This is a genomic window from uncultured Novosphingobium sp. (genome assembly GCF_964277725.1).
GTDB lineage: Bacteria > Pseudomonadota > Alphaproteobacteria > Sphingomonadales > Sphingomonadaceae > Novosphingobium > Novosphingobium fluoreni.
The window spans coordinates 1-11,759 of sequence record NZ_CAXYKL010000127.1 but is presented as its reverse complement, the minus strand read 5'-3'; the positions used below and the strand labels follow the sequence as shown (position 1 = coordinate 11,759).

Sequence of the window (11,759 nt, the reverse complement as noted above, 5' to 3'; positions counted from 1 at the left end):
GCGCTGGCGGAGAGCTACAAGCTGGCGTTCCGCACCGCCCGCAGCGACGGGCGCGTATCGCAACCGCTATTCCCCGGCATCCCGGAGCTGCTGCGCCGCCTTGCGGACAGCGGCTGGACGCTGGGCGTCGCCACCGGCATGTCCGATCGCGGATTGGCGCACTGCCTGGCGGACAACGGCATCGCCGACCTGTTCGTGACGCTGCAGACGGCAGACCGCCACCCCTCCAAGCCCCATCCCGCGATGCTGCAGGCCGCCTTGGCAGACGCCGGCGCGGGTGAGCAGGACGCAGTGATGATCGGCGATACCTCGTTCGACATGCAGATGGCGCGCGATGCCGGAGTGCGGGCGATCGGCGTCGATTGGGGCTATCATCTCCCGCGTGAATTGCTGACCGCCGGAGCGGAAGTCGTGGTGGAGACACCCGAGCAATTGGGGAAGGTCCTGCTCGCATGAGCCACGATCCGGCGCGCGGGCGCTTTTTCCTGATCCAGCTGGTGCGGCTGGCGGGCGTCGGCTGCGTGTTGATGGGCCTGCTGGCGAGCAACGGCCGGCTGGCGAATGGCGCGGTGCCGACCTGGGCGGGATATCTGCTGCTGATCATCGGACTCGTCGGCGTCTTCGTCATTCCTACGGCTCTGGCGCGCAAGTGGAGGACACCTAGGTGAAGCGCTTCTATCAAGCCGTCACCACCGTGGCGGCGGACGGTGGCTGGCGCGTTCTGCTGGATGGCCGCGGCATCAAGACAGCGGCCGGTGCGCCGCAGATCGTGCCGACGCGCGCGCTGGCCGAAGCGCTGGCGGCCGAGTGGTCGGCACAAGGCGAGACGATCGACCCCACCAGCTTCCCGCTGCGCGATTTGGCGGACTATGCCATCGATGCGATCGCGGGCGGCGCGGAGGATGCCGTTACCGGGCTGCTGCCTTACGCGGAAACCGACACGCTGTGCTATCGCGCCGATCCGGACGAGCCGCTGCACCGCCGCCAGCTGGAAACCTGGGAGCCGATCCTGGGCGAGGCGGAAGCCCGGCTGGGCATTCACTTCACGCGCATCTCGGGGATCGTCCACAAGCCGCAACCCGCCCAAACGCTGGCACGGCTGCGGCACGAACTGGAAGCGCAGGATGCCTTCACCCTGGCCGCCCTGCGGATGCTGATCAGCTTGTCCGCTTCGTTCGTGGTTGGCCTGCTGGCAATCGCGCCGGATGCCGATCTGGACGCGCTATGGCTGGCCGCCAATCTGGAAGAGGAGTGGCAGGCCGATCTGTGGGGGCGCGAATGGGAGGCCGAAGAACGCCGCGCTCAGCGGCGCGAGGCATTCCTGCTAGCCGCCCGCTTTGCCGAACTGGCGCGACGCGGCTAAAGGCTTTACCCAGCCTGTCGGCCTGTCAGCCTGAAATCGTCAGCCCACCACCCACGTGGCGACTTGCCCGGCAACGTCGTTCACAGCCGTGCCCAGCGCCGCGGCCACAGGGGCGGCTTTCGCCTGAATACCGGGGACCACGGCCTCGAACCGGCGTGAGATGATCGCACCGCCTTTTTCGTGCCGCTGCATGTCGATGCGGACGACGACAGATTGCGTCGGCGCGTCGTAGCCCATGGCGAGCAGGCGGCCGGTCAGCATCGTGCTGCCCACCGCGTCGAAATCGCCATCTTCAACAACCAGCCGCTGCGTACGCGTGCGCAACGTTTCGGCCAGGACGCCGCGGAACTGGCGCGAGGGCTTTTCGATCCACGCTACGTCGGTGAGATAGGCGATGGTCGCCGCGTTCACGCGGACGGGAACGCGCAGCATTTCCAGGCTGCGATCGGACTCCGGGTCCATGATGACGATCGCGTTTTTGCTATCCGCCGTGACGGCTGGCCCCGCTTGTGCGCTGGAGGTGGGCACTAGGCTGATCAATTGCTTGGGCGCCTTGCCGCCCAGGCCAAGGCAGCTCGACAGCAGGAGGCTGGCGGCCAGCGCAATAGCCGAACCGGCGACGATCTTCGGGCGGAATGCGGACATGCCTGTAGCCTTTTTCCTGTTTGCGGACGGAGCGGATGGACCGGTGATGGCCTGCTGCTTCGTCATGGCTTGTAGTCCGGCACCGACTGCCCCCTCAGCAGCGCGCCGGCACCGCGTTCGTCGATCTTCTCGGTCACGTTGCGCAGCGCCTTGGTGGTCGCCCGGAGATCGCGGATCGCCGCCTCGGCCGCCGGGATCGTCGAGGTGGAAACCTGGTTGAACGCGGGCTGCGCGGTTTCCAGCGTCTTGTTCAGCTGGTTCATCGCGCTCTCGGCCGAACCCAGCGTGCGGCGAAGCTGCACCGCCAGCGAATTACCCTCGCTGCCCAGCACGCCATCCGCCTTGTCGGCCACGTTCTGGAAGGATTGCAGCGTCAGGCGCGCCTGTGCCAGCGACTTTTGCAGCTCCACCATCGCCCCGCGAAATTCGGGCGTCGCCGCCGAGATATCGCGCGTCATCTTGTTGGTGTTTTCCAGGATGCCGGACAGCGACTTGCGGTTGTCTTCGTTCAGCATGAGGTTGAGGTTCTCGGTCAGCGTCGCCAGCCGTTCCAGCAGCAGCGGCGCGTTGGAGAGAATTTCGCCGAAGCCGCCCCGGCGCGTGGGGATCACGGGCACCCCATCCGGCCCCGGCTCCACGATCGGCGGCGCACCCTTTTGCGCGCCCTCCAGCTGAATGTCCGACACGCCGGTGAAACTGCCCTGGATCGTGGCGGTGGTGCCCACGGTGATCGGCACCTTCTCATCCACGCGGATACGAACGCGAATGAAGCTGGGGTCCTGAGGCCACAGCTCGATCTGGCTGACCTGACCCGCCGGCACGCCCGCGTAAGCGACCTCAGAGCCCTTTGCGAGGCCATCGACCGACTGCTTGAAGAAAATGTCGTATTCATTCTGCGCGCCCTGGTTCAGCCGCGCGATCCAGATCACGAAAGCCGCCAGCAACGCCAGCAGGACAAGGGTGACTGCGCCGACCCAGACGTTATTTGCCCGTGTTTCCATCGCCTTGCCCTATATCTCTCTATCGTCAGGCCCAGGGGCCGACGCGTTCGCCAGCGGCTTGCGGCCGCCGTTCGATTTGGCCGCTTCGCTTTGTTCCGCTGCCCCCTTTTGCTCTGCAGCTTGGGCGGAGCGGCCACGCGGGCCGTTAAAGTATTCCTGGATCCATGGATGATCCAGCGCCAGCAGCTCGGGGATGGTCCCCACCGCGATCACCTTCTTGTCCGCCAGCACCGCCACCCGGTCACAAATCGCATAGAGCGTATCGAGGTCGTGGGTGATGAGGAAGACGGTAAGGCCCAGCGTTTCCTTCAGTTCGCGCGTCAACTGGTCGAAAGCAGCCGCGCCGATCGGGTCGAGGCCCGCGGTCGGCTCGTCCAGGAACAGCAGCTCCGGATCGAGCGCCAGCGCCCGTGCCAGACCGGCGCGCTTGCGCATGCCGCCCGACAGCTCCGACGGGTACTTGAACGCCGCCTCGTCCGCCAAGCCGGAGAGCCGCACCTTGAACCGGGCGATCTCCTGACGCAGCGTATCGGTCATGTCCGGATAGAATTGCTTCAGCGGCACTTCCACGTTCTCACCCACCGTCAGCGTGGAGAACAGGGCACCGCCCTGGAACAACACGCCCCAGCGTGAGCGAACGTCGATCTCGTCCGCCTCGCTGGGCCGGGTCATGTCGTGGCCCAGCACGTGGACCTCGCCAGCTTCCGGCTGCTGCAGCCCGATGATGGAGCGCATCAGTACCGACTTGCCCGTGCCAGAGCCGCCGACGACGCCGATGATTTCTCCCTTGCGGACCTCCAACGAGAGATCGTCATGGATGAGGTGTTCGCCGAACGCATTGCGCAGGCCGCGCACCACGATCGGTGCTTCGGAACTGTCGACCGGCGGCCGGGCCACCTCTTGCACGTCGTCGCTCATTTCCAGCCGATCTCGGTAAAGAAGATCGCGAAGAAGGCATCCAGGACGATCACGGTGAAAATCGCGGTCACCACCGCCTGGGTCGTGCGAAGGCCCACTTCTTCCGCGTTCGATTTCACCTGCATGCCCTGATAGCACCCCGCCAGCGCTACGATGAGGGCGAAGATCGGCGCCTTGATCAGGCCGATCCAAACATCGGTGATCGGCACCACTTCCTGGATGCGCTTCAGGAAGGTGAGAAACGGGATATCGAGCGCGAAGTTCGAAATGAACGCGCCGCCGATGATCGCCACGACCGAGGAATAAAAGCCCAGCAGAGGCATCATCAGCACGGCGGCCAGCACGCGCGGGATCACCAGCGCCTCCATCGGCGAGACGCCGATCGTGCGCATGGCGTCAACCTCCTCGGTCAGCTTCATCGTCCCGATCTGCGCCGCGAACGCAGAGCCGGAGCGTCCCGCCACCATGATCGCGGTCATCAGGATGCCCAGTTCGCGCAATGTGAGCCGGCCGGTGAGGTTGATCGTATAGATCTCCGCACCGAACTGCTGCAGCTGCACCGCGCCCTGCTGGGCGATGACGATGCCGATCAGGAAGCTCATCAACCCGACGATCCACAGCGAGTTCACGCCGATGTACTGCATGTGGTGGATGGTGGCCTTGCCGCGCAGCCGCGAGGGATGGCGCATGACCGTGGCCGATGTCTTCAGCATCGCCCCCAGGAAATCCAGGATACGGACCAGCCCGTGGCCCCACTGGATGATCATATCACCCACATCCGCCAGCGTACGGCGCAACAGGCCTTCGTGCGGCGGCGGTGCGGGCGGCGTGTCGTCCAAGTCGCCGATGGCGGCGAAAAGACGTCGGGCCTGCTCACTCTCACCCACGATCCGGGCGTCGTGCTTGCGTGCGAAGCGGCTGACCAGCCAGGCGCCGGTGGTGTCGATATCGGTGACGCCGCCCATGTCGATCTGCTTGAAATCGTGGGAGATCGTATCGAGCTTGGTATCGAGATTGCCTAGCGAGTGGACGCGCAGGGCACCCTTCAGCGCCAACGTGGGAACGCCGCCCTCCTGCGTCTCGGCAAGATTGAAGTCAGCCCATTCCCGCATAGTACCTCGTAATGAGGGATAATCACTGGCGCGGCAAGAGGTTCCACCTGCGCGACGAAATATGTGAGTGATCGTTCACTCTCTTTGTCAGGTATGCCTTCAGCCGAGGATTGTCCAGCACATCCTTGCCGCCGCCCGCGCACGATGGCAAAGGCCCGGACCATGACGCAAGACAGCGCAGAGATGCTCGACAAGACCTTCGATCCCGCCGCGATCGAGGCAAAGTGGTATGCCCATTGGGAGACGGCCGGCCTGTTCCGTCCCGAGCGGCCGGACGCCACGCCCTTCACCATCGTCAACCCGCCGCCCAACGTCACCGGCAGCCTTCATGTCGGCCACGCGCTGGACAACACGTTGCAGGACGTGGTGATCCGCTACGAGCGGCTGCGCGGCAAGGATGCGCTGTGGGTCGTCGGTACCGATCACGCCGGTATCGCCACGCAGATGGTGGTCGAGCGGCAGATGGAGCAGCGTCAGGACAAGCGCACCAACTACACGCGCGAGCAATTCATCGAAAAGGTCTGGGAGTGGAAGGCCGAAAGCGGCGGCACCATCACCGGCCAGCTGCGCCGCCTGGGTTGCTCCATGGACTGGAGCCGTGAGCAATTCACCATGGACCCGCACTTCACCAAGGCGGTGGTGAAGGTCTTCGTCGACCTGCACAAGCAGGGCCTGATCTACCGTGACAAGCGGCTGGTGAACTGGGACCCGCGCCTGAAGACCGCGATCTCCGACCTTGAGGTCGAGACGCGCGAGATCGACGGCAAGTTCTGGCACTTCCGCTATCCGCTGTCGGACGGCTCGGGCCACATCTCGGTCGCCACCACCCGGCCCGAAACGATGCTGGCGGACATGGCGGTCGCGGTGAACCCGTCGGATGAGCGCTACCAGGCCTTGGTCGCGCGCGGCGCCACCGTGACCCTGCCGATCACCGGGCGCGAAATCCCGATCGTGTTTGACGAACACGCCGATCCGGAACTGGGCTCGGGCGCGGTGAAGATCACGCCGGGGCACGATTTCAACGACTTCGAAGTGGGCAAGCGCGCAGGCATCAAGGCTGCCGACATGCTCAACATGCTCGATGCCGAGGCGAAGGTCTGCCAGACTTCTGACGGGCTGATCCCCGCCGAGTTCATCGGCATGGATCGCTTCGACGCCCGAAAGCGCGTGGTCGAGCTGATGGATGCGGACGGCCTGCTCGACAAGATCGAGGACCGCGTGATCCAGACGCCCTACGGCGACCGCGGCGGCGTGGTGATCGAACCCTGGTTGACAGACCAATGGTATGTGGACGCCGAAACCCTCGCCAAGGCACCGCTGGACGCCGTGCGCTCCGGCGCGATCGAGATCGTGCCCAAGACCTGGGAGAAGACCTTCTTCAACTGGATGGAGAACATCCAGCCCTGGTGCGTCAGCCGCCAGCTGTGGTGGGGGCATCGGATTCCGGCTTGGTATGCGGATGACGGTTCGATCTACGTCGCCGAGACGGAAGAAGAAGCGCAATCCCAGGCCGGCAACAAAGCCCTCAAGCGTGACGAGGACGTGCTAGACACCTGGTTCTCCAGCGCACTCTGGCCTTTCGCCACGCTGGGCTGGCCGGAAGATAACGCCCTCCTCTCCCGCCACTATCCCAACGACTTGCTGATCTCCGGTTTCGACATCCTGTTCTTCTGGGATGCCAGGATGGCGATGCAGGGCATTCATTTCATGAAGCCAGAGTCGCCTTTGGCGGAAAGAGTGCCGTGGAAGCGGCTCTACCTGCATGGGCTGGTGCGCGCGGCGGACGGGCAGAAGATGTCCAAGTCCAAGGGCAACGTGGTCGATCCGCTGGGCCTGATCGACCAGTACGGCGCGGATGCCTTGCGCTTCTTCATGGCGGCCATGGAAAGCCAGGGCCGCGACGTGAAGATGGATGAGAAGCGGGTCGAGGGTTACCGCAACTTCGCCACCAAGCTGTGGAACGCGGCCCGGTTCTGCCAGGCCAACGGCATCGGCGCGAGCCAGTCGGTCGCGGCTCCGGCGGCGACGTCGGCGGTCAATCGCTGGATCATCGGCGAAGTGGTCGAGACGGTCGCGGCGCTGGACAAGGCGATGGCCGACTTGCGCTTCGATGCGGCGGCCAACACCATCTACCAGTTCGCCTGGAGCCAGTTCTGCGACTGGTACATCGAGCTGATCAAAGGCCAGTTCGACGACGAGACGAAGGCCGTGGCAGGCTGGGTGCTGGACCAGATCCTGGTGATGCTGCACCCGTTCATGCCTTTCGTAACCGAGGAACTGTGGTCCAAGATGGGCGCGCGGCCCTACGAGTTGATCGTGGCGAAGTGGCCGGAGCCGCAAGCGCCGATCGATGCGCGGGCGAAGGCCGAGGTCGAATGGCTGATCGCGCTCGTCGGCAACTTGCGCGCCGCCAAGGCTGAGCTGGGCATCGCACCGGGAGCGCGGCTAAACGCTTACCTGGCCGATCCTTCGGAGCAGACGCGCTCGATCATCTCGCACAGCGGCACCGTGATCGACCGTCTGGCCCGGCTCGACGCGATCCGCTTCGAACCGGCCCCTGCCGGCGCGGCGATGCAGATCAGCGCGGGCGATGCGATGCTGGCGATCCCGCTGGAGGGCGTGATCGATCTCGCGTCCGAAAAAGCGCGGCTGGAAAAGGCGCTGGCCACTTCGATCAAGGAGCGGGACTTGCTGGGCAAGCGTCTGGAGAACCCGGCCTTCGTGGAAAAGGCGAAGCCCGAGGCGGTGGACAAGGCCAAGGCCGATCACGCCGCTCACTCGGCGGAAGCCGAGCGGTTGCAGGCCGCGCTGGCGCGATTGGGGTAAAGGCGAGGCTGGGGTGTGGGGCCGAGCCGTCGGCGCGGCATGCCCCCCCCCCAGCTCCGTCCCGCCGCCCTGCCCCTCCTCCCCGACCGAATCCATTTTCCTACTCCGGCACGATCTGGCATGGGCCGCCGCGATGTCCGCGTTCCGCCTCCCTTCCCCCCAAAGCCCGAAATTCGGCCTTCAAGAGCCCCGGCGACTTACACGCCTGGACACCGGCAACTGCGGCAACCGCGCATGCTGACCCTGGCCACCACGACGCCCGGCGAACCGGAAATCTTTGCCTCCCTGCAAGGCGAAGGCCTCTCGCTTGGGCGACCCAGCACTTTCTTGCGGCTCTCTCGCTGCAATCTGGCATGCCAGTGGTGCGACACCGCCTACACCTGGCGGTTCGAGGGAGATAACCGCCCCCACCGCGATGCGCTGGCCTTCAATCGCTCGCAGAACCAGGTGGCGCTGAGCGAGGAGGATGTCGCCGCGCGTATCACCGCGCTCTCCCCCGATCGCCTGGTGGTCACCGGAGGGGAGCCCCTGCTGCAAGGCCCGGCGCTGGCCCGGCTGCTGGCGCTGCTGCCCGGGATGCACGTCGAGATCGAGACCAACGGCACGGTCGCCCCGCACCCGGCGCTGGACGGACTGGTGCATCAGTACAACGTCAGCCCCAAGCTGGCGCATAGCGGCAATCCGGCAGACCTTGCCCTGGTGCCAGAGCGCCTGCAGGCCTGGGCCACCGACCCGCGCGCCGTGTTCAAGTTCGTGATCGCGCAAGCTACAGATATGGCCCAGGTTTTGGGCCTCCAGCGCGATTATGCGATTCCTGCCGATCGCGTGTTCCTGATGGCGGAAGGGCGCACCCCGGCCGAACTGGCGGCGCGCAATCTCTGGCTGGCGCAGCTTTGCCTGGATCACGGCCTGCGCTTCACCGACCGCTTGCACATCCATCTTTACGGCGACACGAGGGGCACATGAACGAGGCGAGCCCCATACCCATCGGCGAGAACGTGGCAGAGGTGCAACTCGCGCCGCAAAGTCCGCCACCCAGCGCGCCGGTGGACCGATCGGGCAACCCCAAGGGCGACCTGACGCAGGGGCCGATCCTGAAGACGCTGCTGGCATTCTCGATGCCGATGCTGATCAGTTCGGTGCTGCAGACGCTGAACGGCTCGATCAATGCGATCTGGGTGGGGCGGCTGCTGGGCGAGACGGCGCTGGCGGCAACGGCCAACGCCAATCTCGTGATGTTCATGATGATCGCCCTGATCATCGGCTTTGGCACGGCCACCACCGTCCGCGTGGGCCAGTTCTTCGGCGCTCGTGACATTGCCGCGGCACGGCAGAACTTTGGCACCGGCGTGGGCTTTTGCGTGGTGGTTTCGATCGTCATCGGGCTGCTGGGCTGGTTCTTCACCCGCAATATCCTGACGGGGCTGAACACACCCGCCGCCAGTGGCGAACTGGCGTACGAGTATCTCCAGGTCGTCTTCATCACCCTGCCGTTCGGCGTGGTGCTGATGATGGTATCGATGGGCCTGCGCGGCGCGGGGGATTCCAAGACGCCGCTCTACGCCATGATCCTGACCGCCGCGATCGACATCGTGGCGAACCCGGTGCTGATCATCGGTCCCGGCCCACTGCCAACGCTGGGGATCGCCGGATCGGCCATGGCGACCGCCCTCGCGAACCTGGCCGGCCTGTGTTTCATGCTGTGGCGCATCTACGGCCGGGATCTGCCGCTGCGGCTGCGCGGCTCGGAACTGGCGTACCTGATCCCCCGAGGCGCGGCGCTGCGCTATATCGTGGTGAAGGGTATCCCGATGGGGGCCTCGATGTTGCTCTCGTCCTCAGCCGGGCTGGTGATGATCGGCTTCGTCAACCGCGAAGGGCTGGATTTTTCCGCCGCCTATGGCGCCTCTTTGCAACTTTGGAATTATCTGCAGATGCCGGCCTTAGCCGTCAGTTCGGCAGTCAGTGCGATGGTCGCGCAGGCGATCGGCGCGGGCAAGCATGCGCGCGTTGGCAAGGTGACGCGCGTGGGACTGATCGCCACGCTGACGATGTCCACCGTCATGGCCGCGATGATCGTGCTGGCGGATCGGCCGCTGCTGGCACTGTTCCTGGGCTCGGCCAGTCCGGCGCTGCCCGTGGCGCAGCACATGCAGCTTTTGTGCACCGCCGCCTACGTCATCATGTGCGTGACGATGATCCTGTTCGGCACCATGCGCGCTTACGGCGTGGTGCTGGCACCGCTGGTGATCCTGGGTATTTCGCTCTACCCGGCACGCATGGGCTTTTACTATTTGGCCTATCCGATGATCGGCAGCGACGCGGTCTTGTGGGCTTACCCGGTCGGCTCGTTCGCGGCCGCGGGATTGAGCGCGTTGTACTACCTCAAGGGCAATTGGCGGCGAATCGACGTACTGCCGGAAAAGGGGCCACCCGCTTCCTGAGTCTTCAGCGACCGCCCGCGCGCCAGCGCTGAACGGTGCGCACGACCATCTGCTCTTCGCCCCCGACCTGACGCCACAAGGTGCTAAAGGACGGGTCCCCCGACGCGGGCCTGCGATCCTCCTCCAGATTGTCGAAGGCGACGCGGATCGGGATGGAAACGCCCTCCCCGCAGATGATGCATTCGCGGTTGCGCAAGGCGGGGATGGCATCGAGGAACCCGCGCGCGCCCTCCGGCATGGCTGCGCGCACGAAAGCCTGGTCACGCTCGTTGTTGAGCCGCATGGCGATAATCGTACCGCACTGCGAAAGCACACCCTCTGCCAGGTCGGACGGACGCTGGGTGATCAGGCCAAGCGAGACGCCGTACTTGCGCCCCTCCTTGGCGATGCGCGACAGGATGCGCCCTACCGAGGAACCATCGGCATTGCGCTCGCTGGGCACGTAGCGGTGGGCCTCCTCGCAAACCAGGAGGATCGGCTGGGTGCGTTCTTCCCGCGCCCAAACCGCGAAATCGAACACCAGGCGGCTCAACACCGCGACGACGGTGGAGGTGATTTCGGACGGCACGCCCGAGACATCGATGATCGAGATCGGCCGCCCGTCGGAGGGCAGGCGGAACAGCTTGCCGATGAAATCTGCCATCACGTCGCCCACCAGCATGCCTGCGAACATGAATTGATAGCGTGGGTCAGCCTTGATCTCGTCGATCTTGTTCTTGATCCGTAAGTAGCCGGCGGTGGTGCGGCCCTTGTCCAGCTTGCCCATCTCGTTGTTGAGGATGTTGCTGAGGTCTGACAGCAAGTAGGGGATCGGCGCGTCCACGGTGATCCGGCCCAGCTCTTGCGCCAGGCGGTTGCGCATCCGCGCTTCCAGCAGGCACTTGCTGAGGATTTCGGCATCCTCCAGCCGCTCATGCCCGCGCGCGGTGATAAACACTTCGCAGTGTTCCTCGAAGTTCATCAGCCAGTAGGGCATCTGCAGATTGCCCACGTCCAGCACCACGCCGTTGGTGCGGAACGCCGCGCCATATTCGCCATGGGGGTCGATCATCACGATATGGCCCTGCGGCGCCGCGTCGCAGATACGGTGCAGGATCAGCGCGGCGGAGGTGGACTTGCCGGTGCCGGTCGATCCCAGCAGCGCGAAGTGCTTGCCCAGCAGCGCATCGACATAGAGCCCGGCGCGGATGTCCGACGTGGGATAGACGTTCCCAGCCTCGATCACGGCGGCGTGGCCGGAACTGGCGTAGATCTGGCGAAGGTCGTCGGTGGTGACGGGGTACACAAGCGATCCGGGGATGGGATAGACCGTCACGCCCCGGCGGAATGCGCGCATCACCCCGGTATCGGGGCAAATCTCGCCCTCGCCCAGGAAATCGATCTGGGCGACGATGGCTTCAGCGGAGCCTGGGTCCTGCTTCTGGCTGCGCACGCTGGCGAGCAGCCAATG

General features: G+C 65.2%; 11 protein-coding genes. 6 read left to right on the top strand and 5 right to left on the bottom strand.

Annotation, left to right across the window (positions count from 1 at the left end; translation table 11 throughout):
* The 3 genes from ACHWRX_RS07535 to ACHWRX_RS07525 all read left to right on the top strand — a co-directional run.
* Positions 1-456, top strand: a 456-nt coding sequence (locus ACHWRX_RS07535) for an HAD-IA family hydrolase (RefSeq protein ID WP_394658724.1), incomplete at its 5' end; no start/stop codon positions are given.
* Positions 453-668: a hypothetical protein gene (locus ACHWRX_RS07530; RefSeq protein WP_058737940.1), complete on the top strand. Its 216-nt coding sequence runs from the start codon at positions 453-455 to the stop codon at positions 666-668. The genes ACHWRX_RS07535 and ACHWRX_RS07530, both read left to right, overlap by 4 nt.
* Positions 665-1,363 carry an ATP12 family chaperone protein gene (locus ACHWRX_RS07525; protein ID WP_394658723.1) on the top strand — a complete coding sequence of 233 codons (699 nt, stop codon included), beginning with the start codon at positions 665-667 and terminating at the stop codon, positions 1,361-1,363. The genes ACHWRX_RS07530 and ACHWRX_RS07525 overlap by 4 nt, the downstream gene beginning before the upstream one ends.
* A 39-nt stretch (positions 1,364-1,402) precedes the next feature.
* Here the strand turns inward: ACHWRX_RS07525 and ACHWRX_RS07520 are convergent, their stop codons facing one another.
* The 4 genes from ACHWRX_RS07520 to ACHWRX_RS07505 all read right to left on the bottom strand — a co-directional run bounded on the left by ACHWRX_RS07520 (position 1,403) and on the right by ACHWRX_RS07505 (position 5,039).
* A complete protein-coding gene (locus ACHWRX_RS07520; RefSeq protein ID WP_394658722.1) occupies positions 1,403-2,008 on the bottom strand; it encodes an ABC-type transport auxiliary lipoprotein family protein in 606 nt (201 codons plus the stop codon).
* A gap of 62 nt (positions 2,009-2,070) precedes the next feature.
* On the bottom strand, positions 2,071-3,009 hold the full coding sequence (locus tag ACHWRX_RS07515) for an MlaD family protein (RefSeq protein ID WP_058737937.1): 939 nt from the start codon (positions 3,007-3,009) through the stop codon (positions 2,071-2,073).
* Between the two features lie 9 nt (positions 3,010-3,018).
* Positions 3,019-3,927, bottom strand: a complete 909-nt coding sequence (locus ACHWRX_RS07510; RefSeq protein WP_183616196.1) for an ABC transporter ATP-binding protein — start codon at positions 3,925-3,927, stop codon at positions 3,019-3,021.
* The gene (locus ACHWRX_RS07505; protein ID WP_183616195.1) at positions 3,924-5,039 is read right to left on the bottom strand and encodes an MlaE family lipid ABC transporter permease subunit; all 1,116 of its coding nucleotides are present in this window, start codon (positions 5,037-5,039) and stop codon (positions 3,924-3,926) included. Before ACHWRX_RS07505 ends, ACHWRX_RS07510 begins: the two co-directional genes overlap by 4 nt.
* Positions 5,040-5,201: 162 nt before the next feature.
* Here ACHWRX_RS07505 and ACHWRX_RS07500 point away from each other — a divergent pair, with 162 nt between their 5' ends.
* The 3 genes from ACHWRX_RS07500 (at position 5,202) to ACHWRX_RS07490 (ending at position 10,309) form a co-directional block, all read left to right on the top strand.
* Entirely contained in the window at positions 5,202-7,865 is a 2,664-nt protein-coding gene (locus tag ACHWRX_RS07500; RefSeq protein WP_394658721.1) for a valine--tRNA ligase, read from the top strand.
* Between the two features lie 234 nt (positions 7,866-8,099).
* Positions 8,100-8,831, top strand: a complete 732-nt coding sequence (locus ACHWRX_RS07495; protein ID WP_394658720.1) for a 7-carboxy-7-deazaguanine synthase QueE — start codon at positions 8,100-8,102, stop codon at positions 8,829-8,831.
* Positions 8,828-10,309 carry an MATE family efflux transporter gene (locus ACHWRX_RS07490; protein ID WP_394658719.1) on the top strand — a complete coding sequence of 494 codons (1,482 nt, stop codon included), beginning with the start codon at positions 8,828-8,830 and terminating at the stop codon, positions 10,307-10,309. The genes ACHWRX_RS07495 and ACHWRX_RS07490 overlap by 4 nt, the downstream gene beginning before the upstream one ends.
* 4 nt (positions 10,310-10,313) lie before the next feature.
* On the opposite strand, the gene ACHWRX_RS07485 is transcribed toward ACHWRX_RS07490, so the two are convergent.
* On the bottom strand, positions 10,314-11,759 hold a 1,446-nt coding region (locus ACHWRX_RS07485; protein WP_394658718.1), incomplete at its 5' end, for an ATP-binding protein.